Source organism: Arthrobacter sp. UKPF54-2 (assembly GCF_007858535.1).
Taxonomy (GTDB): Bacteria; Actinomycetota; Actinomycetes; order Actinomycetales; family Micrococcaceae; genus Arthrobacter.
The window spans coordinates 2,954,229-2,980,686 of sequence record NZ_CP040174.1 but is presented as its reverse complement, the minus strand read 5'-3'; the positions used below and the strand labels follow the sequence as shown (position 1 = coordinate 2,980,686).

Sequence of the window (26,458 nt, the reverse complement as noted above, 5' to 3'; positions counted from 1 at the left end):
TCGTCGATTCGCCACACGTGGCCGCTGCACCCACCCGCTTAGCGTCCATTTGCGTCAGATGGGCGCCCCCCGGGTGGTCGCCCCGGACTGCAGCATCTCAGGCGGGCGCGGCCTGTGCCGTGAGTGCGCGCAGCAGTTGGCTGCGCTGTTCGATGATGATCCGGCGCAGCGCCCGCGGGGCATCCGGGTGCCCGTTGAGCCACGCGTCCGTCCGGACGATCACCGGGTGTGCTTCCGGCGCCGCGCCCCGGCCCGCCAGGTCCTGCCCCGCGGGGTAGAAGCCGCGGACGATCCGGCTCGCGATCTCGATGCTCCGGTCCGCCCAGACCTGCTCGAGGCACTCGAAGTAGGGCTCCACGTAGCCCGCCAGCAGTTCCGCCGGGGCCGTGTTGAAGCCGGCGATGGTCGCACTGAGAAGTTGGTTGGACAGCGCCGTGCCGCGCACGGCGGCGTCCCAGGCTTCGGCTTTGACCTTCGGGTCCGGTCGCGCGGCGAGGGCGGTGGCATGCCCGGACTTACCCGAGGCGGTATTGTCGCGGGCCAGTTCGGTGTCCAGCTCCCCGGGGGTAGCCTGGCCGTGCGCGGCGATGGCGTGCCAGAGGTTCCACCGGAGTTCCGCGTCCACGGAGAGCCCTTCGATCACGGTGCTGCCATCCAGCAGGCCCCTCAGCAGGCCCAGCTGGCCGGCGTCGAAGCGGCTGGTGGCGGCGAGGGTCCGCGCCCAGGCCAGCTGCTGGTCGGAGCCGGGCGCCGCGTTGCGGAGTTCCGCGGCGGCCGCGTCGAGGAAGCGGCTGCGGACCTCGCCGCGCCGGGCCGCCGGCACGTAGCGTTCGATCGCCGTTCCGGCGTTGCCGAGGACGTTCAGGAGCACCCCGATGCCCTGTTCGGTGGGGGCGAAGCGCTGCACCGCGTCGACGTATTGGGCCGCGGGGGTGGCGGCATCCCGGGCCGAATCCCAGAGCGCGGTCCAGCACAGGGCGCGCGCCATCGGGTCGCTGATCGCGCCCAGCGAGCGGCGGACCGTCGCCTCCGACTGCGGGTCGAGCCGGACCTTCGCGTAGCTAAGGTCCTCGTCGTTGACCAGCAGCAGCGCCGGGCGGGCCTTGCCGGCAAGCTGGCCGACGTCGGTGCGGTCGCCGTCGACGTCGGTCTCCACACTGTCGGTGCGGACCAAGGCGCCGGCCTCGTCGAAGTTGTACAGGCCGATCCGCAGCCGGTGCGGCCGCGGCTCCTGCCGGCCGGTGATCGGATCCTCGGCGTGCTGGACCAGCGACACGGAGCCCAGCACGCCGTCGCGCTCCTCGATCTCCGAGGTCAGGGTCGAAATACCGGAGGTCTGCAGCCATTGCCGGGCCCAGGCGGCGAGGTCGCGGCCGGAGGCGGCGCTCAACGCCGCCAGCAGGTCCGCCAGGGTGGTGTTGCCGTAGGCGTGGTCGCGGAAATACCGGCGGGAGCCGGCAATGAACGCGTCGAAGCCCACATAGGCCACCAGCTGCTTGAGAACGGAGGCGCCCTTGGCGTAGGTGATCCCGTCGAAGTTCTGCTTGGCGGCCTCGAGGTCCGGGATGTCGGCGACAATCGGGTGTGTGGTGGGAAGCTGGTCCTGGACGTAGGCCCAGGCCTTGCGGTTGTTGGCGAAATTCACCCAGGCCGTGTCCCACTCCGTGGTCCGGTCCACGCCCAGGGTGCCCATGTAATCCGCGAACGACTCCTTGAGCCACAGGTCATCCCACCACTGCATCGTGACGAGGTCGCCGAACCACATGTGCGCCATCTCGTGCAGCAGGGTGTTGGCCCGGCCCTGGTACTGCGAATCGGCGGCGCGGGAGGTGAAGACGTAGCTTTCGGTGAACGTCACCAGCCCCGGGTTCTCCATGGCGCCGAGGTTGTATTCGGGCACGAAGGCCTGCTCGTACTTCCCCCACGGGTACGGGTAGTCGAAGAGGGCATTGAAGAAGTCCAGGCCGTTCCTGGTCAGCCGGAACAGTTCGTCCGCGTCGAAGGAGGGCGCCATGGAGGCCCGGCAGTACAGGGCCAGCGGCACCTCCAGCGCGGTTCCGTCCGCGAGCTTCCCGTGCCAGGTGTCTTCGGCCTTGAAGTAGGGACCGGCGAGCACCGTGGTGATGTAGGTGGACATCGGCTTGGTGGCGGCGAAGTCCCAGCGGCTGGTGGCCGGGTCGCTGGTCAGCTGCGTGCGGAGGGACTCGACGCCGTTCGAGGAGACCTGCCACTCGGACGGGGCCATCACGTGGAAGGTGAATTCCGCCTTGAGGTCCGGCTGTTCGAAGTTCGCGAAGACGCGCCGCGCGTCCGCGGGCTCGTACTGCGTGTACAGGTAGCACTGGCCGTCGGCGGGGTCGAAGAAGCGGTGCATGCCCTCACCGGAGGTGCTGAACAGGGCTGTGCCGGTGACCGTGACCTGGTTCTCGGCCTGCAGGTTCTCCAGCCGGATCCGGGAGCCGTCCACCACGTCGGCCACGGGCAGGCCCTTGCCGTTGAGGAAGACGCTGTGCACGGACTCGCCGATGAAGTCCAGGAACGTTGAGGAGCCGGGTTCGCTGGCGGAAAAGTTGATCACGCTGCGGCTGGTGTAGCCCGCGACGTCGGGATCGGCCGCCTGCCGGACGTCAAGGGACACGTCGTAGCTGTGGGTGGTAATCAGGGCTGAGCGGGTTGCCGCTTCATCACGGCTCAGGTTCTGGTTCGACACCCCGCTATCTAATCACGGACGGAACCCCCAGCAGCCGGGAAGCCGGGCCGCCGCTCAGCGGCCGGGGACCAGGACGACGGCGGCGGCCAGCCCGAGGGCCGCGATCAGCAGCCAGGAGGCCAGTGCCGCGAGCAGGGCGCGGGTTCCGGTCCGCAGCAGCTGACCCACCCGGACGGCCGAGCCGAGTCCGAACAGGGCCATGCCCAGCAGCAGGTCCTGGACCACGGCGGCGGCGTCGAGCGCGGCGGGGGAGAGCCAACCGGCGCTCCGCAGGGCCGCCATGGCAATGAACCCGACCACGAACAGCGGCACAACCGGCGGGAGCCGGCCGCCGGCGTCGGACCCGATCCGGTGGTGGACGCCGGCCGCGGCGACCATGGGGGCGAGCAGCAGCACCCGGGTGAGTTTGACGATCACGGCGACCGCGAGCGCCGAGGCCCCGGCGGTCTGCGCGGTGGCGACCACCTGCCCGACGTCGTGCACCGAGGCCCCGGCCCACGCCCCGAAGGCTTCCGGGCCGAGCCCCAGCGGGCCGATGAGCAGCGGCAGGACGCCGATGGCGAGGGTGCCGCAGAGGGTGACCAGCGCGATCGGCAGCACGGTGTCCTGCTGCCGGATCCGGCGCACCGCGGCCATCGCCCCGATCGCGGAGGCCCCGCAGATGGCGAAGCCGGTGGCGATCAGCAGCGAAATGCGCGGCGGCAGCCGGAACATCCGGCCGATCCCGTAGGTGCCCGCGAACGCCGCCAGCACTACCCCGCTGATCAGCAGCAGTGCCGGCCAGCCCAGGGCCAGCACCTCCAGCACGCTGACCTTGAGCCCCAGCACCACGATCCCGGCGCGCATCAGGTGTTTGCCCGCGAAGTCCAGCCCGGCCCTGCCGGGCCCGGCGCTCCAGCCGGACACTCCGGGCAGGTTCGCGGCCAGCAGCCCCAGGAGGACCGCCACGGTCATGGCCGGCAGAGCGGGCAGCAGGGCGTGGACGGCGAGGGCGGTCCCGACGGCGGCGGCGCAGGCGGTCAGGCCGGGCAGCAGCGCCGGAAACGCCCGCAGCCGGCCGGACGTCTGCGGCAGGGAAAGGCGGCGGAGAGGAGGCACGCCGTCAACCTTGCCCTACGCGCCGCCTAAACACCGCAGCGTGAGCCGCAACACGCCCCGCGGGAGGCACCGAAATGATTTCGTAACGAAAAGATGGTTGGCTTATGGGCATGTCTGACCTTTTTGAGGATTACTCAGAGGCTGCCGGCCGAAGTGGCGCCTACGACGAGATGTTTGCCCCGGGCCAGGAGGCCCGGCGCTCTTACGGCCAGGTTGCCGGGGCGTTGCGGGAGCTCTCGCTGGCCGACGTCACGGCGCGGGCGGACTCGATGGCCCGGACGTTCCTGGACCGCGGCGTCACCTTCGACTTCGCGGGGGAGGAGCGGCCATTCCCGCTGGACATCGTCCCCCGGGTGATCCCGGCGGACGAATGGGCTGTGCTCGAACGCGGCGTGGCGCAGCGGGTGCGCGCCCTGGAGGCCTTCCTCAACGACGTCTACGACAAAATGATGGTGGTGTCCGACGGCGTAATCCCGCGCCAGCTCGTCACCACCAGCGCGCATTTCCACCGCCAGGTCCACGGTTTCGAGCCGGCCGGCGGCGTCCGCGTCCACATCTCCGGCATCGACGTCGTCCGTGACGCGGCGGGCACGTTCCGGGTCCTCGAGGACAACGTGCGGGTGCCCTCCGGCGTCAGCTACGTGCTGGAGAACCGCCGGGCCATGGCCAAGGGCCTTCCCGAGGCCTTCGGCCAGCAACTGATCCGCCCGGTGGAGGAATACCCCCGCCGGCTGCTCTCCGCGCTGCGCAAGACCGCGCCGTCCGGCGTCGACGATCCCACTGTCGTGGTCCTGACCCCCGGCGTGTTCAACAGCGCCTACTTCGAGCACACGCTGCTTGCCGGCTTGATGGGCGTGGAGCTGGTGGAGGGCCGAGACCTGATCTGCCGCGGCAACCGCGTCTACATGCGCACCACCGCCGGGGAACAGCGCGTGGACGTGATCTACAAGCGCATCGACGACGAGTTCCTCGACCCCCTGCAGTTCCGCTCCGACTCCATGCTCGGCTGCCCCGGGCTGGTTAACGCCGCCCGTGCCGGCGGCGTCACGATCGCCAATGCCGTGGGCAACGGCGTCGCGGACGACAAGCTCGTCTACAGCTACGTGCCGGACCTGATCCGCTACTACCTCGGCGAAGAGCCCGTGATCGCCAACGTGGACACCTTCCGGCTCGAGGAGAAGGAAGCCCGCGAACACGTGCTGGACCGGCTCGACGAACTGGTGGTCAAACCCGTCGACGGCTCCGGCGGCAAGGGCCTGGTGATCGGCCCGGACGCGTCCAAGGACGAGCTCGAGGCCCTGCGCAAGCGCATCATCGCCGATCCGCGCGGCTGGATCGCCCAGCCGGTCCTGCAGCTCTCCACCGTGCCCACCCTCAGCGGCGACAAGTTCGGCCCGCGGCACGTGGACCTGCGCCCCTTCGCCGTGAACGACGGCGACGACGTCTGGGTCCTGCCCGGCGGGCTCACCCGGGTGGCGCTGAAAGAGGGCTCCCTGATCGTGAACTCCAGCCAGGGCGGCGGCTCCAAGGACACGTGGGTGCTCGCGGATTCTCCCCAGGTCCCCGTCGAGGTCATCCCGCGGCCCGCCATCGCGGTCCGCGAACGGGTGTCCGTCTGGCCGGTGGAAAGCAACTGGCGCGACAGCCAGAAAGAGCAGCAGCAACAGCAGCAGCAGAGTTCCGACGCGCAGGAGGTAGCCGCGAATGCTTAGCCGTATTGCCGAGTCCCTGTTTTGGATCGGCCGCTATGTGGAGCGGGCCGACGGCACCGCCCGGATCCTGGACGTCCACCTCGAACGCCTGAACCACCTGCCGATGGAGGAACAGCGCAGCGTCGCGCAGGAACTCCTCGCCGTGATGGGCGCCCGGGCGCAGTCCGAGGACTTCGGGCTGGAGGAACTGCTGCACGCCCTGGCCTACGACAAGCACAGCGCCACCTCGATCGCCGGGTCGCTCGGCGCCGCCCGGGAGAACGCGCGGCGCGCCCGGGAGACCGTGTCCTCAGGGCTGTGGGAGAGCCTGAACACCACGTATTACGGGCTGAACCAGCACCGCAAGGACGTGGTGGGCACCTACCGGTTCTGCAATTGGGTCCTGGAGCGCACCGCCATGGTCAGCGGCCTCGCGGACACCACGGTCAGCCACGACGAAAGCTGGCTGTTCCTGGTCCTGGGCCGCTCACTGGAACGCGCGGACATGACGGCGCGGATGCTCTCCACCCGCGACGTACTCTCGGCCGGCATGTCCTGGGTCAACATGCTCCGCTGCGCCGGCGCCTACGAGTCGTTCCTGCGCACCCGCCGCGCCGCGTTCGGCGACCAGCACGCGGCCGAGTTCCTGCTGCTGGACCGGCTCTTCCCGCGCTCCATCGTCTACGCCCTGCGTGACGCCGACGAGTGCCTGGCGAAACTGGACCCCTCGGCCCAGCGCGTCGGCTTTATCAACGACGCCCGCCGGATCGTGGGCCAGGCCCGGACGTTCCTGGAGTTCCACCGCACCGATGACCTGATGTCCGAACTGCCCGAGCACATGGAGCGCGTGCAGAAGGCCGTCTCGCAGGCCTCGGACGCCATTTCCCGTAAGTACTTCAATCAGGCAGATGAATTGGCCTGGGTGGGAGAAGTTTCATGACTCGGCTCAGCATCACCCACAGGACCGCGTACAAGTACAACAAACGCGTCACCCTCTCCTACAACGAGGCCCGGATGACGCCGCTGACGGATCCGCAGCAGGTGGTGCTGGAGTCCTCCATGAAGGTCTCGCCGTCGCAGGCGGCGATCAGCAGCTACCGCGATTACTGGGGCACCCGCGTGACCGCCTTCGACATGCAGATGCCGCACGACCACCTCGAGGTCCTCGCCACCACCACGGTGGAGGTGCACCGGGTGGAACGGATCCCCGCGGAGGCCGACATCGTGGGCTGGGACGTGCTGTCCGCCCCTGAAACGCTCAACCAGTTCAGCGACTGGATCCCGCAGTCCCAGCTCACCGGCCCCGGCGCCGAGGTGCTGGGCATCGTCCCCGGCGTGGTCGCCGGGCGCAACCCGCACGAGGCCGCCATGGCGGTCTTCGAGTGGATGCGCGGCGAGATGAGCTACATGAAGGGTACCACCGGCGTCACCACCAATGCCGAAGAGGCCTGGAACCAGCGCCAGGGCGTCTGCCAGGACCTCGCGCACCTCGCGATCGGAGCGCTGCGCAGCTGCGGAATCCCGGCCCGCTATGTCTCCGGCTACCTGCACCCGCGTTCGACGGCGGATCTCGGCGAGACGGTCGCCGGGCAGTCACACGCGTGGCTGGAATGGTGGGACGGGGAGTGGCGCAGCTGGGACCCGACCAACCACAAGCCCGCCGGGGACTTCCACGTCACGGTGGCCCGCGGCCGCGACTACCGCGACGTGCCGCCGCTGAAGGGCATCCTGTCCGGCGGCGGCGGGTCGGCGCTCTCGGTCACCGTGGAGATCACCCGCCTGGCCTGAACCCCGCCGGCCGGCGCCGATCCGTCTACTCGAGACCGGATCGGGTGGCGTCATCCAGCGGCGTCCACCACGTCAGCGGCGGGACAATCTTGAACCGTCGGCCGGTGATGTTGTCTGGCGTAATCCGGACGAAGTGCTCCTTCTTCCCCGCCTGCCACGGGAACAGCAGCAGCCCCACGGTGTCCAGGACTTCCTCCTGGTTCTTCACCGCGGCGGCCTGGCCCTTGATCACCACACTCCAGGCGATCCCGCTGTCCGCGTCCACGCCGTCGGCCTCGACGGCCACCGGGGTGTCGCCCGTCGCGGCCTGCAGTTTGGTGCCCTCGGCAGTGCGGAACACGAGGGTTCCGTGGTCCACCTTGTAGTTGATCGGGAAGATGTCCGGGTGGTCGTCCACCCACACGGCCATCCGGCCGACGGTGACGCTGCGCAGCAGCCTCCAGCATTCGTGGTTGTCCAGGTTTTCGACGGCATGGGGCTGATTTGCGGCTGGTTTCGGATCAGTGCTCATGGCGAGGAGCCTACGTCAGGGAGCGCCGGGCGGGCTAGGGGCCAACGGCCCGCGGCCGTAACAATCCTCGGCCCTTTTGGCTCCGTTCCGAACGGATCGGGGTATTCTGGCAACACGTCATCGGCGCGGATGTACGTCGTGAGAGTTGGGGCCAATGAACATGCATTCACCAGGTAGCAGCCCGGACACCGTAAGTTCCGGAAACCCCCGGATCGAGGACCTGCTCAAGGACTTTGTGTCACGGGCCGGAGAGCTGCTGCAGTCCCAGGAGCGCATGGCCGGCCTGCTCGAAGCCGTCGTCGCCGTCGCCGAGGACCTCAGCCTCGATGCCGTCCTCGAGCGCGTGGTGCAGTCGGCCTGCCGACTCCTTCACGCCCGCTACGGCGCCCTGGGCGTGATCGGTGATGACCACGCCCTGAGCCACTTCATCACGGTCGGGATCGACGGCGAACTCGCCCGCCAGATAGGCCCCCTCCCGACCGGCCACGGCGTGCTCGGCCTGCTGATCAGCGATCCCCGGCCGCTGCGCCTGCACGACCTCCGCAAGCATCCGGAGTCCTACGGATTCCCGCAGCACCACCCGCCCATGCAGTCGTTCCTCGGTGTGCCGGTCCGGGTCCGCGACACGGTTTTCGGCAACCTCTACCTGACCGAGAAGGAGGGCGGCGGGGATTTTACCGAAGAGGACGAGGGGCTCGCGATCGCGCTGGCGGCCGCCGCCGGCGTCGCGATTGAAAACGCCAAACTCTACGACGACGCTCGGCGCCGCGCCCGCTGGCTCGAAGCCTGCATGGATGTCTCCGGGCTGATGCTCGGCAGCGACCGGGACTACACCGCCGGCGGCCTCGATCCGATCGCCGCCCGGGCACTGCAGGAATCCGAATCCAAGCTGGCCCTCATTGTGGCCCCCGCGGTGTCGGGGCCTGGCTACATCGTGGCCGGCGCCGCAGGGGAGCGGGCCGCGGCCTTCTCCGGCGCAGTGCTGTGCCTCGAAGCGCCCGAATTGCAGGATGTGCTCGCCGGCGGCGAGCCGGTGATGCTGGAGAACCCCGCCGGGGTGTTCGACGGCATCGACGTCGGAGGCGGCCTGGGACCGCTGCTCGCGGTCGCCCTGAGCACCCAGGGCGCCCACCACGGCCTGCTGCTGCTCGCCCGGGACCCGGGGGACCTCCGCTACGCCCGGACCGACATCGAGATGGGCGCCGTTTTCGGCTCGCACGTTGCCCTCGCCCTCGAGCTCGCCCGCGTCCACCGGCTCCGCGAGGAGCTGCTCGTGTTCACCGACCGCGACCGGATCGCCCGGGACCTCCACGACCTGGTCATCCAGCGGCTCTTCGCCGCCGGACTGAGTGTGCAAAGCCTGACCCGGTTCACCAAGGACGAGCTCGCGACCGAGCGGATCCGCAATATCACCGGCGAACTGGACGAGGCGATCCGCAGCCTGCGGGACACCATCTACTCGCTCAAGAGCAGCAGCGGGGAAACCGAACTGCTCAGCGGCAGGATCCGCCGCGTGGCCCGCAGCTCGGCCAAGTCGATGCCCTTTACCCCTCGGCTGACGCTGACCGGCCCGGTGGACGCCGTGACGCCGGACAAGGCCGACAACGTGGTGGCCGTGGTCTCCGAGGGTCTCAGCAACGCGATCCGGCACTCCGGCGCGGACGCGATCGCCGTGTCCGTCGCGGTGATCAAGGGCCGGGTCACGGTGGTCATCACCGACAACGGCTCCGGCTTCGACGACTCCTTGGAACGTAACGGCCTGGCCAACCTGGAGGACCGCGCACGGATGCTGGACGGACAGTGCACCATCACGACGGCGCCGGACGCCGGTACCAGCGTGGAGTGGTCCGTGCCGCTCTGACCCTAAGGGGCGCGGCCGGGCAGTAGGCCGCCGTCAGCGCACGCTGTGTTGCCGGCTGCCCTCCGGCGCCGCGCCGGCGGCCGGAGCCCCCGCGGCGGCCGGACTGGCGATGAAAACAGCCGCCTGCGTCCGGCGTTCAAAGCCCAGCTTGGCCAGGAGCGAGGAGACGTAGTTCTTCACCGTCTTTTCGGCCAGGAACATCTCGGCCGCGATTTGGCGGTTGGTAAGGCCGCCGCCGACGAGCTCCAGTACCCGGCGCTCCTGCGGGGTGAGGGCCGCGGTGCGCGGGTCGACTTCCTCGGTTTCCACCATGCTGTCCACGATCCCGGCGGCCACGCCGTCGTCGAACAGCGATTCCCCGGCCGCGGCCCGCCGCAGGGCCCCGATCAGGTCGGTGCCGCAGATCTCCTTCAGCACGTAACCGGAGGCGCCGGCGAGGACCGCGCCGCGGAGGGCCTGTTCGTCGTCGAAGCTGGTCAGGATGATGCAGTTCAGGGAGGGGTCCACGGAGCGGACGTCCCGGCAGACTTCGATTCCGGTGCCGTCGGGCAACCGGGCGTCCAGGACACAGACGTCCGGGTGCAGCGCCGGAATGCGCCGCGTTGCCTCCACGGCCGATCCGGAGCTGCCGACCACGAGAAATCCTTCGCCCTCCAGCAGTTCCTGGAGGCCGCGGCGGACGAGTTCGTGGTCATCGAGGATGAACACGCGGATTACGGCCGGATGGCCTTCGGCCGCAGTGAGACCGGCATCTGCCCAGGCAATCATGATTCTCCCGTCCGGGCGCCGACGTTGCCACGTTCCCACGGAGCTCCCCAGCCCGCGTTGCAGGTCTGTGGCAGACCGCGTCCGTACCTCTTGTGCGGGACCCGCTTGCGGTCCCTGAATAGCAGTGGCGTCGTGCATTCCATTGTGGCAACAAATCATCCGCAACGGCCGTGCAGCTCGAATATTTCTTTGCCGAGCATCGTAATTCTCAGGCCCCCGGGTGCCCGCCAACAAGGGTCGTTCGGCCTACGGAGCTCAGGACGCGGCGGCGTCGCCGTGACTTTCGGCCCTAGCTTGCCGCATCCAGGGGATAAAGTCTTGAGCTACGCGCTGCTGGGGCACGACGAAGGGATCAGTCATGAGCGAGGCTACGGATATCCGGACCATCGTGGTCGGCGTCGACGGATCGGAGGCCTCGGTGGAGGCGCTCCGGCAGGCGCAGCGGCTGGCCGTGCCGCTATCGGCGAAGGTCGTCGCGCTGGCCTGCTGGGACGTTCCGCCGGTCTACGACGGATACGTTGCGATGGGCATTGACGATTTCGACGTCCGCGCGGGGGAGATCCTCGCCGAGACCGTCGTCAAGGCCTTCGGCGCGGACACGCCGGCCAACGTGGAAACCCGGCTGGTGCAGGGCCACCCGCGCCATACGCTGATCGAGGAGAGCCGCGACGCCGACCTGCTGGTGCTGGGCCGGCGCGGGCACGGCGGCTTCGGCGGCCTGCTGCTGGGGTCGGTGAGCTCCGCCCTGGTGGCCCACGCGCACTGCCCGGTTATGGTGGTGCACACCCCCGAGAAGCGCTAGGGTCCGCTCCGGGGTACTACTCGAACGAAGCCCGCCGCGGGTCGGCGAGGCGGGTATTCCACACGTCCGGGTTGTTGACTTTGAAACGGCGTCCGGTCAGGGCTTTTGGGGCGAGCCGGACGTAGTAGTTCTTTTCGCCCGGCTGCCACGGCTCCAGGAGCAGCGCATCCACGGCGTCCTTCTCCGCCTGGTCGTCGATCAGCTCGGCCTCGCCGCGGGCGACGACGCTCCAGGCCGTCTGCTCATGCGCGTCATAACCGTCAATTTCAAAAGCCACCGGTTTGGCCGTGATGGCGCCCCAGAGCTTTGTGCCGCCGGCCGTGCGGAAAACGATCGAGCGGCGCTGCAGGACGAAGTTGACGGGGAAGACCTCCGGGTGTCCGTCCACGATCAGCGCGATGCGGCCCACCACCTCGCTGTCGAGCAGCACCCAGCACTGGTCGATGGACAGCTGGAAATTCGGCGGGGGCGTCGTCGTGTTCACAGCTCCACGTTACGGACAGCCCCCAGCGCCCATTAGGGCCATTAGGCCCGTGGCAGCAGCGCCGGGGCGATGCTAGCAGGCCGGGCCGGCATCACCATGGACTGGGCTTGTAGTCCTTGAGGAAGACGCCGTACTGGTCCTCGCCCGCCTCGCCCATCACGATCGGATCGTAGACCCGGGCGGCACCGTCGACGAGGTCCAGCGGGGCGTGGAAGCCTTCCTCCATCAGCCGGACCTTCGTGTAGTGCGGCCGCTCGTCCGTGATCCAGCCGGTATCGACGGCGGTCATCAGGATGCCGTCGGACTCCAGCATCTCCTTGGCCGAGGTGCGCGTCATCATGTTCAACGCCGCCTTGGCCATGTTCGTGTGCGGGTGGCCCGGGCCCTTGTAGGCGCGGGAGAACTGGCCCTCCATGGCGCTGACGTTGACGATGTACTTCCGCCGTGCCGTGGAGCGTTTCATGGCGCCGCGGAGCCGGCTGACCAGCAGGAACGGGGCGGTGACGTTGCAGAGCTGCACCTCAAGCATTTCCAGCGGATCCACCTCGTCCACCACCTGGGTCCAGCTGTTGATGGTGGCCAGGTCCGGCACCAGGCCGCCGGCGTCGATCGCCGTGCCGGACGCGATCCGCTCCAGTGACGCGGAACCGGTGGAGAGCGCCAGCGAGGTGATGGCGTCCCCGGCCAGCACCGGGTGCTCCAGGACCGAGCTGGCCAGGGCCAGCGGGTGTTTGTCGTGGGCGTGGCCGAAGGTGACCAGTTCAGGGCCGCCGTTGGCCGCCTGCAGTTCCGCCGGCAGCGGCTCGTCCTCGGCGTCGACCAGCGGCTTGTAGGCGTTGCCCGAGCGGCGCACCGTCTGCGCTGCGTTGTTGATGATGATGTCCAGCGGCCCGGCGGCATCCAGGGAGTCCGTCAGCGCCATGACCTGCGAGGGGTCGCGCAGGTCGATGCCCACGATCCGGAGCCGGTGCAGCCAGTCAGCGCTGTCCTCCATCGCGGCGAACCGGCGGGCGGCGTCCTTCGGGAAGCGGGTGGTGATGGTGGTGTGGGCGCCGTCGCGCAACAGCCGCAGCGCGATGTACATGCCGATCTTGGCCCGACCGCCGGTCAGCAGCGCCCGCCGGCCGGTCAGGTCGGTCCGGGCGTCGCGTTTGCTGTGGCTAAAAAGCGCGCACTCCGGGCAAAGCTGGTGGTAAAAGGCATCCACCTGGGTGTAGTGCTGCTTGCAGATGTAGCAGGGCCGCGACCGGATCAGGTGCCCGGCCACCTCGCCGGTGGCCGAGGGCGCCAGCTTGTTGCCGCGCGTCTCGTCGTCGATCCGGTCCGGGGCCGCCGTCGCGGTCTGGGCGATCACGGCGCGGTCCGCCTCCGCGATGAGGTCCCGCTTGGTGACCCGGCGGTGGCGCTTGACCGCCTTGAACATCTTCCCCGTCGCGCGCCGGATCGACACGTAGTCCGGGTGTTCCTCGTCATAGACGTGGATGCTGTTCAGGACCTTGAGGCAGGCGGCGATTTCCGCCGGGGTCAGGTCAGCCGGGGCCGGCTCGTCACTGGCCGGGGCGGGGGGCAGATCGGGGGAGCTCATTGGGCCAATTTTACAGCCTGGCCGGGCCGCAGCCCGACCAGGCTGTCTCAGTAGGCCTTGGTGGAGGACTTCCCGGGGGTCTCGACGCCGACGGCGGCAGCGTGCACCTCTCCGACCTTCTCCACGGTCTCGCGTCCGGCCGGCCAGTTCTCGGTGGCCGTCTTTACGGCGTTGGGCACCAGGTAGAGGTTGGCCGCGGACAGTTCACGCTCTGCGTCGCCGGGTTCGGGAACAGCCTGGCCCTTGGCCAGGACGGTGATCCCGGAGTCGGTGACCTTGAAACCGCGGGCGCGGTCCAGTTCCGGGTCCAGGCCGATCGCGGCGCCGGCGGGAATCCGGACGTTCTTGTCGACGATGGCGCGCTTGATAACGGCGCCCGGCCCAACCTGCACCTTGTCCATCAGCACCGAATCGAGCACCCGGCTGGCGGTGCCGACGTAGACGTCGTTGGAGAGCACCGAGCCCTCCACGATGCCGCCGGAGATCACCACGCCGCTGGCGACGATCGAATCCAGCGCCGTGCCCACCGTGCTGCCCTCGCCGCGGACGAACTTGGCCGGCGGGGAGATGCTTTGGCGGGTGTAGATGGGCCACTCGGAGTTGTACAGGTTGAAGACCGGCACGGGGGAGATCAGGTCCATGTGCGCGTCGTAGAACGAGTCGATGGTGCCGACGTCGCGCCAGTAGGTGCGGTCCCGCTCGGTCGAGCCCGGGATGTCGTTGAGGGTGAAGTCGTAGACCCCGGCCTCGCCCTGGTCGACGAAGTACGGGATTATGTCCCCGCCCATGTCGTGTTTGGTGTCGAGCCGCTCGGCGTCGACGTGCAGCGCCTCGACGAGGGCGTCCGCGTTGAACACATAGTTGCCCATCGAGGCCAGGAACTGGCTGGGGTCCGCGGCGAGTCCCGGCGTCGAGGAGGGCTTCTCCACAAACGCCGCGATCTTTTGCGGGTTCTCCTGGTCCACCTCGATCACACCGAACTGGTCGGCCATGTGCAGCGGCTGGCGCACGGCGGCCACGGTGGCTTTGGCGCCGCTGGCGACGTGCTGGGCGACCATCTGCGCGAAGTCCATGCGGTAAACGTGGTCCGCGCCGACCACAACGACGATGTCCGGGTTGGCGTCGTGGATCAGGTTCAGGGACTGGTAGATGGCGTTGGCGCTGCCCAGGAACCAGCTCTTACCGACCCGCTGCTGCGCGGGCACGGAGGCAATGTAGTTCCCCAGCTGGGTGGACATCCGCCACGTTTCGGAAATGTGCCGGTCAAGGCTGTGGGATTTGTATTGCGTCAGGACCACAATCTGCAAATACCGGGAATTGACCAGGTTGGAAAGGGCGAAATCAATAAGCCGGTAACTTCCGGCGAACGGAACGGCCGGCTTGGCCCGGTCTGCCGTCAACGGCATCAGCCTATTTCCCTCGCCACCTGCGAGGACAATGGCCAAGACTTTCTTCTGCTGCGGCATGTGATCGCTCCTGAACGCCTTCGTTGCTCCCCAAAACTGTCCGGTGTGCCCGGACCTCTTCACACTAGAACAGATCAGCCGGAACGACTACCTTGGGGTTTGTGCGAATAGACATTGTGACCAAGGAATTCCCGCCCGAAATCTACGGGGGCGCCGGCGTCCACGTGGCCGAACTCAGCCGGGTGCTGGCCCAGAGGGTGGAGCTGCAGGTGCGGGCCTTCGGCGCGGAGCGCGCACCGGACTACCACGGGGCCACCGTCACCTCCTATCCGGTGCCGGAGGATCTGGCCGGCGCCAATGCCGCGGTGCAGACCCTCGGCGTGGACCTGCGGATCGTTCCGGACATCGCCGGCGCGGACCTTGTGCACTCGCACACCTGGTACGCCAACATGGCCGGGCACATCGCCTCGCTGCTGCACGGCATCCCGCACGTACTCAGCGCGCACAGCCTGGAGCCGCTGCGGCCGTGGAAGGCCGAACAGCTCGGCGGGGGCTATGCCCTCTCCTCCTGGGTGGAGAAGACCGCCTATGAGTCCGCCGCCGCGATCATCGCGGTGTCCGAGGGGATGCGGCAGGACATCCTGCGCAGCTACCCGGACGTGGATCCGGCCAAGGTCCGCGTGGTGCACAACGGCATCGACGTGGGCCTCTGGAACCGCGACGAGGGCGAGGACGCAGTCCGTGCCCTCGGGATCGACCCGTCACGGCCGAGCGTCGTCTTCGTGGGCCGCAACACCCGGCAGAAGGGCGTCCCATACCTGCTGCGGGCCGCCGCCAAGCTGCCCGCGGACGTGCAGCTGGTGCTGTGCCTGGGCGCGGCGGACACCCCCGAGCTCGCCGCGGAGACCGCCCGGCTGATCGAGGAACTCCAAGGCCAGCGCAGCGGCGTGGTCCTGGTGGAGCGGATGCTGCCGCGCCACGAGCTCATCCAGGTCCTCAGCCACGCCACGGCGTTCGCCTGCCCGTCCATCTACGAACCCCTCGGCATCGTGAACCTGGAGGCCATGGCCTGCGGCGCCGCCGTGGTGGCCAGCGCCACCGGCGGCATCCCCGAGGTGGTCCAGCACGGCGAAACCGGCCTCCTGGTGCAGCTCGAGCAGGTCACGGACGGCACCGGCACCCCGCTGGATCCGGAGAAATTCGTTACGGAATTCGCCGCGGCCCTGACCGAGGTGGTCTCCGACCCGGCCCGCGCCCGCGCGATGGGCGAGGCCGGCCGCCGCCGGGCCGAGGCACACTTCTCCTGGGAATCCATCACGGAAACCACCCTTGAGGTCTACCGCTCGGTCCTCCCGCAGTAGCGGGCCAACACGCCACAACGACGACGGCGCCGCCCCGGTTCAGGGGCGGCGCCGTCGTCGTGTGGTGGTAGTGCCTAGCTCCGGCGGGACCCGGCCTTCTGCGGCTTGGCCTCGAGCGCGGTGCGGGCCAGCAGGATCTTCTCGTCCAGCGGGGCCTGGCCGCTGGCGCGCTGGACCCGGAAGAACTCGCGCGCCTCGTCCTGGCGGGCCTTCTCGGCGCCGGTGGCGATCGCGGCGCGGAGGTGCTCCGGGCCGTAGCCGAAGGCGTCCACCAGGTCCAGGGCGTGCGGGCGGATCTTCACGAGCAGCCGGTTGATGTACTCGCCCACGGTGCGGGCGCGCTGCATCGAGAGGCGGCCGTTCATCAGGTACCAGGACAGGTTCTTCTCGATCAGGGACAGGCCGAACAGATCGCGCAGCCAAGTCAGGACCGCCTTGGTGCCGGGGTCGGCGACCTGGCCCAGGGCCTCGGTGAAGGCCTCCCACTGGAGCAGTTCGGCGTGCGCCTGGGCCGCCTCGATGAGCTCGTTCTGGTGGCTGTTGAACAGCGCGGCGGCCTGCTGCTGCGGCAGCTTGTTCGCGCCCTTCAGCGCCGCGCCGACCTCCGCCACCATGGCCTGGACGCGCTCGGTCAGCAGGGCGCGCTGGCCGGCCTCGTCCTTGATGGCGGTCGCGGCCTTCTGCACAGAGCCGGAGTCCGCCACGAACTGGGCCACGCCTCGCAGGCCGGTGCGGTGGAGCGCCGCTCCGGTGGCCTGGCCGACGACGTAGCGGGCCAGCACGCCGAAGTCCACGTTGCGGAACTCCCTGGCGTAGTCGGCCAGCAGGCGCTTCGCGACGAGCTGCAGCAACACCGTGTTGTCGCCCTCGAAGGTAGCGTAGACGTCCAGGTCGGCCCGCAGCGAGGCGAAGCGGTTCTCGATCAGGAAGCCAGCGCCGCCGCAGGCCTCCCGGCATTCCTGCAGGGTGTCGAGGGCGTGCCAGGTGCTCAACGGCTTGAGGGCCGCGGCCAGCGTTTCGAGGTCCTGGCGGTCCTCGTCGGTGTCGTTCCGCCCGGAGAAGACGTCGTCGAACTTCTGCAGCAGCTGTTCGCTGGCGAAGCTCGCGGCGTAGGTGGTGGCGAGCCGGGTAAACAGCCGGCGCTGGTGCCGCTGATAGTCCAGCAGGACTTCCTCGTCCGTGGCGGAGGAGGCGTTGAACTGCCGGCGCTCGGAGGCGTACTGGATGGCGGTCTTCAGGGCCAGCTTGGAAGCGGTCACGGCGGCGCCGTCGAGGGAGACCCGGCCCTGGACCAGGGTGCCCAGCATCGTGAAGAAACGCCGGCCCGGGCTGGCGATCGGGGAGCTGTAGGTTCCGTCGGCGTCGACGTTGCCGTAGCGGTTGAGCAGGTTCGTGCGCGGGATCCGGACCTGGTTGAAGTGCAGCCGGCCGTTGTCGATGCCGTTCAGGCCGCCCTTGACGCCGTCGTCCTCGCCGCCGATGCCGGGCAGGAACTCGCGGGTTTCCGGGTCGCGGAGGTCCATGTAAAAGGCGTGCACGCCGTGGTTGACGCCGTTGGTGATCAGCTGGGCGAAGACGACGGCGGCGAGGCCGTCGAGGGCGGCGTTGCCGATGTAGTCCTTCCAGGCGGCGCGGAAGGGCGTGTGCACCACGAACTCCTCGGTGGCCGGGTCGTAGGTGGCGGTGGTCGCGATGCTGGCGACGTCCGAGCCGTGGCCGGTCTCGGTCATGGCGAAGCACCCGGGGATGTCCAGGCTCATAATGCCCGGCAGCCACTTCGTGTGGTGTTCCTCGGTGCCGAGGTGGTTAACGGCGGAGCCGAACAGGCCCCACTGCACGCCGGCCTTGATCTGGAGCGAGGGGTCGGCGATGACGAGCTCCTGGAAGCCGGCGACGTTGCCGCCGTGTTCATCCGCGCCGCCGAGCGCCACCGGGAAAGCGCGGTGCACGGCGCCGTTGTCCACGAGGATCTTGAGCTGCCCGAACACGCGCTTGCGGTGCTCGGTGTGGGTGAGTCCCTCGGTCTTGTAGAGCTCTGGCCGGCCGGCCAGTTCGCGGGCCTGCCGGCGGACGGCGGCCCATTTGCCCAGTAGCTGTTCGCCGAGGGCGGCGACGTCGACGGCGGGGCCCGCCGCGGGCGCGGCCGGCGTAGTCCTGGGCGCCGGGGCGGCGGAGGTGGTGTGGCCCGCGGAGCGGTCGGCTAGTTCAGTCATGTCGATTCCTTCGTTGGCGCTGACATTGTGGTTCTGGCAGGGGGTGGTCTGGGGCTGGGCGGTGGGGCGTCCGGTCACGGGGCCGGCGGGTCCTGGATTTCGGGGGCGATGCCGAAACAGAGCCAGTCGGTGATCTGGCGGGCCATGGCTTCCTGGCCGGGTTTGCCGGGGGAGTCCGGGCTGGCGAGCCACTGCTCGCCGGCGTTGCGGACCAGCCCGATCGCCGCGTTCGGCCAGTAGCCGATCACGGCCTCCTTGCCGGGGACCGCGCGCAGCTGGTTCCGCATCGGCAGCGCGATCATCTCGCTGATCGCGGCGAAGAAGTGGCCCAGCGCACCGGCCGTACTGATCGAGCCGTTGTGGCTTTCAGCCTCGCCGGGCGCGTAGCGGGTCACAAAGGTGTAGACGTTCGGGCTGGTCTCGGCCATCTGCAGATAGGCGGAAACCATGGCGAACAGGCCCTCGCGCGGGGTCTGTGCGCTCTGTGCCGCCTCCTGGATCCGCCGCTGCATCTGGTTCAGGACCACTTCCCCGACCGCCTGCTGCAGGCCGGCCTTGTCCCCGAAGTAGCGGTAGAACACGGATTTGGAGGTTCCGGCCGCGGCCGCGATGTCCTCCATCGACGCCTCGCTGCCGAGCGCATGCACGGCCTTCCGCGCGGACTTGATGAGCTCGCGGCGCCGCTCCTCACGGTGGGACTGCCAGCGGGAGGCGCGCCCGTCGACGGCTGGACCGCCGGCGGCAGGATCTGGCTGGGGGATGTTCACGATACCCAGCGTATCAGGTACGCTGGGTATCAGTAACCCGCTTTGATCAAAGGAGACAGCCCATGCCTGACCACGGAACGTCCGCCACCGGACCGAAGGACACCGCCGCCCAGGCCGCAGGATCCACCGCAGCGCCGCAGCTCCGCAAGGCTGTTGTGGTCGGCGGCAACCGCATCCCGTTCGCCCGGACCGGCGGCGCGTACACCAAATCCTCCAACCAGGACATGCTCACCGCGGCCCTGGACGGGCTGATCGCCCGGTTCGGCCTGCAGGATGAACGGATCGGCGAAGTTGCCGCCGGCGCGGTGCTCAAGCACTCCCGCGACTTCAACCTCACCCGCGAGGCGGTGCTCGGGTCCGCACTCTCCGCCGAAACGCCCGCCTATGACCTGCAGCAGGCCTGCGCCACCGGTCTGGAGACCGTGCTGGGCCTCGCCAACAAGATCAAGCTGGGCCAGATCGACTCGGCCATCGCCGGCGGCGTCGACTCCGCCTCTGACGCCCCGATCGCGGTCAGCGAGGGCCTGCGCGAGGTCCTGCTGGACCTGAGCCGTGCCAAGACCCTGCCGCAGCGGCTCCAGGTGCTGAGCCGCCTCCGGCCCAAGGACCTCGCCCCTGACGCCCCCAACACCGGCGAGCCCCGGACCGGACTCTCCATGGGCGAACACCAGGCCCTCACCACGGCGCAGTGGAAGATCACCCGTGAAGCCCAGGACGAACTGGCCTACAACAGCCACCGCAACCTCGCCGCCGCCTACGACGCCGGCTTCTTCGACGAACTGCTCACCCCTTACCGCGGCCTGAGCAAGGACTCCAACCTCCGCCCGGACACCACGCTGGAGAAGCTCGCGAGCCTCAAACCGGTGTTCGGCAAGAACCTCGGGGCCGAAGCGACCATGACGGCAGGAAACTCCACCCCGCTCACCGACGGCGCCTCCACCGTGCTGCTCGCCTCCGAGGAATGGGCCGACGCCCACGACCTGCCCAAGCTCGCCACGGTGCTCGACGGCGAGGCCGCCGCCGTCGACTTTGTCCACGGCAAGGACGGGCTGCTGATGGCCCCGGCGTTCGCCGTCCCGCGCCTGCTGGCCCGCCACGGCCTCACCTTCGACGACATCGACTTCTTCGAAATCCACGAGGCCTTCGCCGGCACCGTGCTGAGCACCCTGGCCGCGTGGGAGGACGAGGAGTTCTGCCGTGCCCGCCTTGGCCTGGACGGCGCGCTCGGCAGCGTCGACCGTGCCAAGCTCAACGTCAACGGCTCGTCCCTCGCTGCCGGCCACCCGTTCGCCGCCACCGGAGGCCGGATCGTGGCCTCGCTGGCGAAGATGCTGCACGCCAAGGGCCAGGTCGACGGCCGCCCCGCGCGCGGGCTCATCTCCGTCTGCGCTGCCGGCGGCCAGGGCGTCGTCGCCATTCTCGAAGCACACTAGGGGAGAACATGACCGACAAGTACACCCAATTCGTGAGCAGGGGGCTCGGCAAGGACCTCGCCAAAAAGCTCGGGCTGCCGCAGCCGGTGGTGCTCCGGCGGCACCAGCCCGGCCAGCCGCTGGTCACGGGCCCGGTCCTGGTCCAGGGCGCCGGCCACGGCGCCGATGAGCTCGCCGCCACCCTGCTGTCCTGGGACCTCGACGTCCGCCGCCACGCCGTGCCGCGCGAAAAGCTCGGCGCCATCATCCTGGTGCTGGATGAGGCCGCCCGCCCCGAGGACCTGGAGAAGCCGGTGCTCGCCGCGGCCGCCTCGCTCCGGGACCTCGCCGCCAACGCCCGCGTTGTCACCATCTCCCGCGCGGCAGCTGAAGCCACTGACCCGGCCGCCGCAGCGGCCCGCCAGGGCGTCGACGGCCTGCTGCGCTCCCTGGCCAAGGAACTGCGCGCCGGCGCCACCGGCAACGGCATCGTGCTCGCCGACGGCGCCCGCACCACCAGCCCGAGCGCGCTCGGAGCCGTGCGGTTCTTCCTCTCCGGCCGTTCGGCCTTTGTGGACGGCCAGTTCCTCACCGTCTCCTCGGAGGCCGGGGAGCTGCCGGCCGACGTCGAGCAGCCGCTGGCCGGAAAGGTCGCGGTCGTGACCGGAGCGGCACGGGGGATTGGCGCCGCCATCGCCCGCACCCTGCACCGCGACGGCGCCACGATCATCGCCGTCGACATCCCGGCCGCCGGGGACCACCTCGCCAGGGTCGCCAACGAGGTGCGCGGGACCGCGCTGCAGCTGGACATCAGCCGCGAGGACGCCGGGCAGCGGATCATCGACCACGCCGTGGAGCGTCACGGCCGGCTGGACATCGTGATCCACAATGCCGGCATCACCCGGGACAAGCTGCTGGCCAACATGGACCAGGGCCGCTGGAACTCGGTGATCGCGGTGAACATTGCGGCGCAACTGCGCATCAACGAGGCGCTGCTGGCCTCGGAGCACTTCCGGAACTCGCCGCGGATCGTCTCGGTGGCCTCCACCAGCGGGATTGCGGGCAACCGCGGGCAGACCAACTACGCCGCGTCCAAGGGCGGCGTGATGGGCATGGTCCGCGCCACGGCGCCGCTGCTCGCGCCGCACGGCGGCTCGATCAACGCCGTCGCGCCCGGCTTCATCGAAACCGAGATGACCGCCAAGATCCCGTTCGCCACCCGCGAGGTGGCACGCCGGCTCAATTCGCTGCAGCAGGGCGGCCAGCCCGGTGACGTCGCCGAGGCCATCGCCTTCCTCGCCAGCGACGCCGCCGGCGGGATCTCCGGCGAGGTGCTGCGCGTCTGCGGACAGAACCTGGTGGGCGCATGAGCGCTTCGCAACCCGTCATCCTGGCGGAGATGCCCTCCCTCTCCAAGCTCTACGTCAACGCCGCCGCCACCGCGGCGCGCCGGCGGGTACTCGGCGCGCACTCGGGCACCGTCCTGCCCGGGAGCAGCCATGAGGTCCGCGGCGTCAAGGCCGGGGTGGAGAACCTCACCGCCTACCAGCACCTGATCGGCGAGACGGCCAGCGACGTGCTGCCCGCCGGATTCATCCACGCCCTGGCGTTCCCGCTCTCCATGTCCGTGATGAACCGGGATGACTTCCCGTTGCCGCTGCTGGGGATGATCCACCTCACGAACAAGGTGGTCCAGAGCGCTCCGGTGCTGTTCACCGAGGCGCTGGACATCCGGGCCTGGGCGGAGAACCTGCGCGGGCACCGGGCCGGCACCCAGCTGGACCTGGTGGCCGAGGTGCGCGGGGCGGGGGAGGACGCCGTCCGCTGGTGCGGTGTTTCCACCTACCTGGCCAAGGGTGTGTTCCTGCCGGGCATCGACAAGCCCACCGCCCCCGTCGCGCCGGAGGCCTTCCGGGTGCCGAACCCGACGGCGCTGTGGCAGCTGGGGGTGGATACCGGACGGGCGTACGCCGCAGTTTCGGGCGACTTCAACCCGATCCACCTCAGCGTCCTCAGCGCGAAGGCCCTCGGCATGCGCCGCTCCATCGCCCACGGCATGTACCTCGCGTCCAGGGCCCTGGCCGACGTCGGCGCCGTGAAGGGAGACGCCTTCAGCTGGGACGTGGCGTTCGAGGCGCCCGTGTTCCTGCCGGCCCGGGTGGCGCTGGACATCAGCACGGTGCAGCCCGAAGACGGCGCCTGGCAGCGTTCCGACTACGTGGCCTGGAACCCGCACTCGGGGCGGAAGCACTTCAGCGGTTCGGTTGCCTCCCTGAAGTAGACACTCAAACACGACGGCGGCGGCCGCCACCGGATAGCCGGGGGCGGCCGCCGCCGCCGTCGTGTGCCGAAACAGGCGGGGCCGAATCGGGCGGGTCCGTGGCGGGAGGGGCCGGAGGGCTAGCTGGCGCCGGCCGGTGAGGTGTCCGACTCCCGCTTGCCGCCGCCTGACTTTACGACGCGCAGCATCCGGTGCAGGCTCAGCAGGATCGATTCGACGGCGTTCGGGGCCCCGGGGTGCTCGTCTTCGGCGGCGATTCGGGCGGTGAGCGCCTTGACGGCGGCGTCGGCTTCCTCAATCAGCTGCGCCTGCCCCTGGGCATCCTCTTCTTCGGCGGCGTGCAGCACATCACCCACCAGGGCCATGGCGTCCGCGAGGGGGGCGGCCTGCCCGTCCGGGATGACAAACGGGTGGTCCGTTGCCCAGATGACGTCCGAGAGCACCTGGGTCACGTCCTGGATGTGGAAGGTGAGCCGTTCGAGGTCGCGCAGGTTGCGGTAGTCCTCCTCGACGTCGCGCGGATGGAGCCGGCGCCGCGGATTTGCCCGGCGGCTCGCGTCAGCCTTTTGCACCGCGGCGCGTACCGACCGGGTGTGCGCCGCGAGAGCCTCCGAACGGCGGGACCAGTCCTCGTGCTCCGGCGGCCAGTTCTCCTTGAGGGCCTTGCCCATGTCCCAGAGCTGCTGGGCCAGCGCCTGCCGGAGTTCGGCCAGGCTGAGCGCTGCCGCCTTGAAGTGCAGCGGCGGGAAGACCAGCAGGTTCACCACAATGCCGACGCTGACGCCAACGCCCATCTGGAGCAGGTACCCGAAAGAGAACTGGTCCGGGTTGTGCCCGCCGACCAGCAGCACCAGCAGGGCCGCCGTCGGGATCCAGTCGCTGCCGGAGCCGATCTTGGGCAGCCCGGCGAGGATCACGCCGAGCCCCATCACAATCGCTACCGTCACCGGCGACGGGCTCCCGAGGCTGAACAGCATAAAGGCAAGGCCGACGCCGATCGCCAGGCCCACGAGCGTCTGGACACCCTGGCGCATGGAGCCGGAGACGTTTTCGTACATGGCCACCAGGGCGCCAAGGGGTGCGTAGTAGGGGTAGTCCGCCGCGGAGCCGGGCATGTAGGGGGCGATGAAAAACGCTATGCCGGCCGCGAGGGCCGCCTTGGTGGCCAGCTTCAATCGTGGCCATAGCAGGGCGGCCGAAACACTCCCCACCACCGTGCGGCCCAGCCTGCGGAGCCGCGAGGGGGGTGCGCCGGCGTCGTGTTCTTGTGTAGTTGCCATTCCGCTTCACCCTAGGGCCGCGGGTCAGCTGCGACAACTGGACGAACCTTCGGCGGCCGCCTCAGGACGCTGCGCAGGCCTGCCGCACCGCGACGGCCGGATCCCCATGGCCCCGCCCTAGTGCCGCCCTGCGCTCAGCCGGCCCCGTGTCCCGCGGCGACTTCCTCGCCGGCCCGGACCGGTCCGGGCGGCGTGCCGTCGCCAAACGGCCGTCCGCCCAGTGCCTCGCGGCCGTGTGCCGAGAGCCAGTTGCCCAGCTCCGGGCCCTTCGGGACCACTCCGGTGGGGTTGATGTCCTCATGGACGATGTAATAGTGCTGTTTGATCTGCACGAAGTCGGTGGTGTCGCCGAAGCCGGGGGTCTGGAAGAGGTCACGGGCGTAGGCCCACAGCGTCGGCATTTCGCTCAGCTTTTGCCGGTTGCACTTGAAGTGGCCGTGGTAGACGGCGTCGAAGCGGGCCAGCGTGGTGAACAGCCGGACGTCGGCCTCGGTGATGGTCTCGCCCACCAGGTACCGCTGCCCGGTGAGGTGCTCCTCGAGCCAGTCCAGCGCCGTCCAGAGCCGGTCGTAGGCGGCGTCGTAGGCCTCCTGCGATCCGGCGAACCCGCAGCGGTAGACACCGTTGTTGACCTCGGTAAAGACGCGCTTGTTGACGGCGTCGATCTCCTCCCGGAGAGCCTCCGGATACAGATCCGGGGCGCCGTCGCGGTGGAACTCGGTCCACTCGGTGGAGAAGTCGAGGGTGATCTGCGGGAAGTTGTTGGTCACGACGGCGCCGCTGGGCACGTCGACGATGACCGGCACCGTAATGCCCCGGGGGTAATCCGGGAAACGGCGGAAGTAGGCCTCCTGGATGCGTTCAATGCCCAGAACGGGATCCCTGCCGCCGGGGTCGAGGTCGAACGTCCAGGAGCGGGCGTCATGGGTGGGGCCGGGCTGGCCGAGCGAGATCACGTCCTCCAAGCCGAGCAGCCGCCGGACAATCACCGTCCGGTTGGCCCACGGGCAGGCGCGCGCCGCGACCAGCCGGTAGCGGCCGGCCTCAACGGGCCAGCCGGGTTCGCCGTTGGCCCCGGGGGCGCCGTCGCGGGTGATCCGGTCCTCGATGTAGTTGGTGTCCCGGGTGAATTCCGCACCGCCGGTGACGTAGGCGCCGCGGGTGCTGAAGCCCGGGTCGTCGGTGTGTGTCGTGTTCATGGTCCCAGCCTATGCCGGGACGCGGCCCGGGGCGTGCTGCAGTGTGGCGAACACCTGCGCCATCGGCTGCCAGGCGAACCACCAGCAGGCGGCCACCACCACGGCGAAGAGGACGATCCAGACGGCGGCGGGGACGCGCGTTGCCCGGGACAGCAGGTACGCGTCCGACGTCGAGAGCCGGGTCCGGTGCCGCAAATGCACCGCCGCCAGTTTGCCCAGGTCCCGGACGGCGGCCACGAGCAACGCGATACCCAGCCCGATCATCACGTGCCCGATGAATTCGGCCGGGACGAACAGGACCAGGAGCGCAGCGCCGAGGACAGCCAGCGCCGTGATCAGCAGCCCGATGCCGTTGCGCAGGAAGAGGAAAGAGACCAGCAGCAGGAGGGTGCCCACCGACATGGCGGCGGGCCCCCAGCCGTTGAAGCCGGACCACACCATGGCGGCGCCAACCAGGGCGGGCACCGGGTAGCCCCAGAACGTCGAGAAGACCGCGGCGAGGGGACGCCGGCTGTAGCTGGTGGTGGTGCCGGAATGGTCCAGGCTCAACCGGATGCCGCCCAGCCGCTGCCCGGTCATGAGGGCGGTAAACGCATGGCCCAGCTCGTGGGTCACCGTGGCGAGCAGGCCGAAGTACCGCCAGCTGATGCGCGGCAGGGACAGGGCGACGGCGACGGCGACCACCAGCAGCAGCTCGGTGGCGGTGACCACCGGGGCCGGGGCGTGGCTGAAGCCGCCCACGATCCGCTGCCACCACGTCCCGGCGAGGTCCTCGGTGGCGAGGGCCAGTGGGTTAGTGCTCATGGGGATGGTGGCGCCTTCCGGCTTGGGGCTGCCCGGCACTGTGCAGGATGCAGTAGGGCGTCCATGGTCTGGCTTCCAGCCGGCCTTCGGCAATGGGGCCGCCGCAGACTTCGCAGATCCCGTAGCGTCCGGCATCAATCCGGGCCAGGGCCGCCTCGATCTGGGCGAGGCCTGCCCGGCTTTGTTCCAGCAACGCGGCGGCCTGGGAGAGTTCGAACGCGATCGTCGCCCCCTCCGGATCGTGTTCGTCGTCGACGTTGGAATCCTGCCGGGCGGCATTCACCGAGGTGATGTCCCTGCGCAGGGCCGGCAGCAGGGCTAGTTTCCGGTCGCGCTCCTCGGTGAGGAGGACCCGGAACCGTTCGAGGTCAACCATAGGATGCAAGGCTAGCGCGGCGGGCTGCTCAGCGTCGAAACAGCGACGGCTCACCGCGGCG

General features: G+C 69.5%; 22 protein-coding genes. 9 read left to right on the top strand and 13 right to left on the bottom strand.

The genetic code is table 11. From position 1 onward, the window contains the following. Positions 1-97 precede the first annotated feature (97 nt). Complete coding sequence (gene pepN, locus E7Y32_RS13735) at positions 98-2,710, bottom strand: aminopeptidase N (protein ID WP_146337607.1); 2,613 nt, start codon at positions 2,708-2,710, stop codon at positions 98-100. Positions 2,711-2,764: 54 nt separating this feature from the next. After that, entirely contained in the window at positions 2,765-3,784 is a 1,020-nt protein-coding gene (locus E7Y32_RS13730; protein ID WP_146338690.1) for a YeiH family protein, read from the bottom strand. 134 nt (positions 3,785-3,918) lie between these two features. Between E7Y32_RS13730 and E7Y32_RS13725 the strand changes: the two genes are divergently transcribed. The 3 genes from E7Y32_RS13725 to E7Y32_RS13715 are packed head-to-tail and all read left to right on the top strand — an operon-like array spanning position 3,919 to position 7,287. Continuing rightward, positions 3,919-5,520, top strand: a complete 1,602-nt coding sequence (locus E7Y32_RS13725; RefSeq protein ID WP_146337606.1) for a circularly permuted type 2 ATP-grasp protein — start codon at positions 3,919-3,921, stop codon at positions 5,518-5,520. Continuing rightward, positions 5,513-6,439: an alpha-E domain-containing protein gene (locus E7Y32_RS13720; RefSeq protein ID WP_146337605.1), complete on the top strand. Its 927-nt coding sequence runs from the start codon at positions 5,513-5,515 to the stop codon at positions 6,437-6,439. The genes E7Y32_RS13725 and E7Y32_RS13720 overlap by 8 nt, the downstream gene beginning before the upstream one ends. Beyond that, positions 6,436-7,287, top strand: a complete 852-nt coding sequence (locus tag E7Y32_RS13715) for a transglutaminase family protein (RefSeq protein WP_146337604.1) — start codon at positions 6,436-6,438, stop codon at positions 7,285-7,287. The genes E7Y32_RS13720 and E7Y32_RS13715 overlap by 4 nt, the downstream gene beginning before the upstream one ends. 25 nt (positions 7,288-7,312) lie before the next feature. Here the strand turns inward: E7Y32_RS13715 and E7Y32_RS13710 are convergent, their stop codons facing one another. After that, complete coding sequence (locus E7Y32_RS13710) at positions 7,313-7,798, bottom strand: pyridoxamine 5'-phosphate oxidase family protein (protein WP_146337603.1); 486 nt, start codon at positions 7,796-7,798, stop codon at positions 7,313-7,315. A gap of 160 nt (positions 7,799-7,958) precedes the next feature. On the opposite strand from E7Y32_RS13710, the gene E7Y32_RS13705 reads away from it, so the two are divergent. After that, positions 7,959-9,659, top strand: coding sequence for a GAF domain-containing sensor histidine kinase (locus E7Y32_RS13705; RefSeq protein ID WP_146337602.1), 1,701 nt, complete (start codon positions 7,959-7,961; stop codon positions 9,657-9,659). Positions 9,660-9,692: 33 nt separating this feature from the next. Here E7Y32_RS13705 and E7Y32_RS13700 read toward each other — a convergent pair whose 3' ends face one another. Next, positions 9,693-10,427: a response regulator transcription factor gene (locus E7Y32_RS13700; RefSeq protein ID WP_146337601.1), complete on the bottom strand. Its 735-nt coding sequence runs from the start codon at positions 10,425-10,427 to the stop codon at positions 9,693-9,695. Between the two features lie 358 nt (positions 10,428-10,785). On the opposite strand from E7Y32_RS13700, the gene E7Y32_RS13695 reads away from it, so the two are divergent. Beyond that, entirely contained in the window at positions 10,786-11,229 is a 444-nt protein-coding gene (locus tag E7Y32_RS13695; RefSeq protein ID WP_146337600.1) for a universal stress protein, read from the top strand. A gap of 16 nt (positions 11,230-11,245) precedes the next feature. Here E7Y32_RS13695 and E7Y32_RS13690 read toward each other — a convergent pair whose 3' ends face one another. The 3 genes from E7Y32_RS13690 to glgC form a co-directional block, all read right to left on the bottom strand. Then, positions 11,246-11,713, bottom strand: a complete 468-nt coding sequence (locus tag E7Y32_RS13690; RefSeq protein WP_146337599.1) for a pyridoxamine 5'-phosphate oxidase family protein — start codon at positions 11,711-11,713, stop codon at positions 11,246-11,248. Positions 11,714-11,804: 91 nt separating this feature from the next. Continuing rightward, positions 11,805-13,298 carry an SDR family NAD(P)-dependent oxidoreductase gene (locus E7Y32_RS13685; protein WP_146337598.1) on the bottom strand — a complete coding sequence of 498 codons (1,494 nt, stop codon included), beginning with the start codon at positions 13,296-13,298 and terminating at the stop codon, positions 11,805-11,807. 47 nt (positions 13,299-13,345) lie between these two features. Continuing rightward, positions 13,346-14,764, bottom strand: a complete 1,419-nt coding sequence (gene glgC / locus E7Y32_RS13680; RefSeq protein ID WP_146337597.1) for a glucose-1-phosphate adenylyltransferase — start codon at positions 14,762-14,764, stop codon at positions 13,346-13,348. 101 nt (positions 14,765-14,865) lie between these two features. Between glgC and glgA the strand changes: the two genes are divergently transcribed. Then, complete coding sequence (glgA, locus tag E7Y32_RS13675; RefSeq protein ID WP_146337596.1) at positions 14,866-16,065, top strand: glycogen synthase; 1,200 nt, start codon at positions 14,866-14,868, stop codon at positions 16,063-16,065. Between the two features lie 74 nt (positions 16,066-16,139). On the opposite strand, the gene E7Y32_RS13670 is transcribed toward glgA, so the two are convergent. Together E7Y32_RS13670 and E7Y32_RS13665 are read right to left on the bottom strand one after the other, a co-directional pair. Next, complete coding sequence (locus E7Y32_RS13670) at positions 16,140-18,278, bottom strand: acyl-CoA dehydrogenase (protein ID WP_146337595.1); 2,139 nt, start codon at positions 18,276-18,278, stop codon at positions 16,140-16,142. Between the two features lie 74 nt (positions 18,279-18,352). Continuing rightward, on the bottom strand, positions 18,353-19,045 hold the full coding sequence (locus tag E7Y32_RS13665) for a TetR/AcrR family transcriptional regulator (protein WP_186466991.1): 693 nt from the start codon (positions 19,043-19,045) through the stop codon (positions 18,353-18,355). A gap of 62 nt (positions 19,046-19,107) precedes the next feature. On the opposite strand from E7Y32_RS13665, the gene E7Y32_RS13660 reads away from it, so the two are divergent. From E7Y32_RS13660 to E7Y32_RS13650, 3 genes are read left to right on the top strand one after another with little or no spacing between them, the layout of a single operon-like run. Next, the gene (locus E7Y32_RS13660; RefSeq protein ID WP_146337593.1) at positions 19,108-20,478 is read left to right on the top strand and encodes an acetyl-CoA C-acetyltransferase; all 1,371 of its coding nucleotides are present in this window, start codon (positions 19,108-19,110) and stop codon (positions 20,476-20,478) included. An 8-nt stretch (positions 20,479-20,486) separates the two neighbouring features. After that, a complete protein-coding gene (locus E7Y32_RS13655) occupies positions 20,487-21,827 on the top strand; it encodes a 3-oxoacyl-ACP reductase (RefSeq protein WP_146337591.1) in 1,341 nt (446 codons plus the stop codon). Further along, complete coding sequence (locus tag E7Y32_RS13650; RefSeq protein ID WP_146337589.1) at positions 21,824-22,738, top strand: MaoC/PaaZ C-terminal domain-containing protein; 915 nt, start codon at positions 21,824-21,826, stop codon at positions 22,736-22,738. Before E7Y32_RS13655 ends, E7Y32_RS13650 begins: the two co-directional genes overlap by 4 nt. Before the next feature lie 119 nt (positions 22,739-22,857). Here E7Y32_RS13650 and E7Y32_RS13645 read toward each other — a convergent pair whose 3' ends face one another. The 4 genes from E7Y32_RS13645 to E7Y32_RS13630 all read right to left on the bottom strand — a co-directional run bounded on the left by E7Y32_RS13645 (position 22,858) and on the right by E7Y32_RS13630 (position 26,397). Beyond that, complete coding sequence (locus tag E7Y32_RS13645; RefSeq protein ID WP_146337587.1) at positions 22,858-24,018, bottom strand: aromatic acid exporter family protein; 1,161 nt, start codon at positions 24,016-24,018, stop codon at positions 22,858-22,860. A 134-nt stretch (positions 24,019-24,152) separates the two neighbouring features. After that, positions 24,153-25,217, bottom strand: a complete 1,065-nt coding sequence (locus E7Y32_RS13640; RefSeq protein ID WP_146337585.1) for a glutathione S-transferase family protein — start codon at positions 25,215-25,217, stop codon at positions 24,153-24,155. A 9-nt stretch (positions 25,218-25,226) separates the two neighbouring features. After that, positions 25,227-26,021 carry a M50 family metallopeptidase gene (locus tag E7Y32_RS13635; protein ID WP_146337583.1) on the bottom strand — a complete coding sequence of 265 codons (795 nt, stop codon included), beginning with the start codon at positions 26,019-26,021 and terminating at the stop codon, positions 25,227-25,229. Further along, positions 26,011-26,397 carry a TraR/DksA C4-type zinc finger protein gene (locus tag E7Y32_RS13630; protein ID WP_146337581.1) on the bottom strand — a complete coding sequence of 129 codons (387 nt, stop codon included), beginning with the start codon at positions 26,395-26,397 and terminating at the stop codon, positions 26,011-26,013. Before E7Y32_RS13630 ends, E7Y32_RS13635 begins: the two co-directional genes overlap by 11 nt. Positions 26,398-26,458 lie beyond the last annotated feature (61 nt).

Coding starts and splice junctions, on each gene's coding strand:
- E7Y32_RS13695 (WP_146337600.1), top strand. CDS start 10,786: ATGAGCGAGGCTACGGATATCCGGACCATCGTGGTCGGCGTCGACGGA.
- E7Y32_RS13635 (WP_146337583.1), bottom strand. CDS start 26,021: ATGAGCACTAACCCACTGGCCCTCGCCACCGAGGACCTCGCCGGGACG.
- E7Y32_RS13655 (WP_146337591.1), top strand. CDS start 20,487: ATGACCGACAAGTACACCCAATTCGTGAGCAGGGGGCTCGGCAAGGAC.
- E7Y32_RS13650 (WP_146337589.1), top strand. CDS start 21,824: ATGAGCGCTTCGCAACCCGTCATCCTGGCGGAGATGCCCTCCCTCTCC.
- glgC (WP_146337597.1), bottom strand. CDS start 14,764: ATGCCGCAGCAGAAGAAAGTCTTGGCCATTGTCCTCGCAGGTGGCGAG.
- E7Y32_RS13670 (WP_146337595.1), bottom strand. CDS start 18,278: ATGACTGAACTAGCCGACCGCTCCGCGGGCCACACCACCTCCGCCGCC.
- E7Y32_RS13720 (WP_146337605.1), top strand. CDS start 5,513: ATGCTTAGCCGTATTGCCGAGTCCCTGTTTTGGATCGGCCGCTATGTG.
- E7Y32_RS13640 (WP_146337585.1), bottom strand. CDS start 25,217: ATGAACACGACACACACCGACGACCCGGGCTTCAGCACCCGCGGCGCC.
- E7Y32_RS13645 (WP_146337587.1), bottom strand. CDS start 24,018: ATGGCAACTACACAAGAACACGACGCCGGCGCACCCCCCTCGCGGCTC.
- E7Y32_RS13685 (WP_146337598.1), bottom strand. CDS start 13,298: ATGAGCTCCCCCGATCTGCCCCCCGCCCCGGCCAGTGACGAGCCGGCC.
- E7Y32_RS13660 (WP_146337593.1), top strand. CDS start 19,108: ATGCCTGACCACGGAACGTCCGCCACCGGACCGAAGGACACCGCCGCC.
- E7Y32_RS13705 (WP_146337602.1), top strand. CDS start 7,959: ATGCATTCACCAGGTAGCAGCCCGGACACCGTAAGTTCCGGAAACCCC.
- E7Y32_RS13725 (WP_146337606.1), top strand. CDS start 3,919: ATGTCTGACCTTTTTGAGGATTACTCAGAGGCTGCCGGCCGAAGTGGC.
- E7Y32_RS13630 (WP_146337581.1), bottom strand. CDS start 26,397: ATGGTTGACCTCGAACGGTTCCGGGTCCTCCTCACCGAGGAGCGCGAC.
- E7Y32_RS13700 (WP_146337601.1), bottom strand. CDS start 10,427: ATGATTGCCTGGGCAGATGCCGGTCTCACTGCGGCCGAAGGCCATCCG.
- E7Y32_RS13710 (WP_146337603.1), bottom strand. CDS start 7,798: ATGAGCACTGATCCGAAACCAGCCGCAAATCAGCCCCATGCCGTCGAA.
- E7Y32_RS13715 (WP_146337604.1), top strand. CDS start 6,436: ATGACTCGGCTCAGCATCACCCACAGGACCGCGTACAAGTACAACAAA.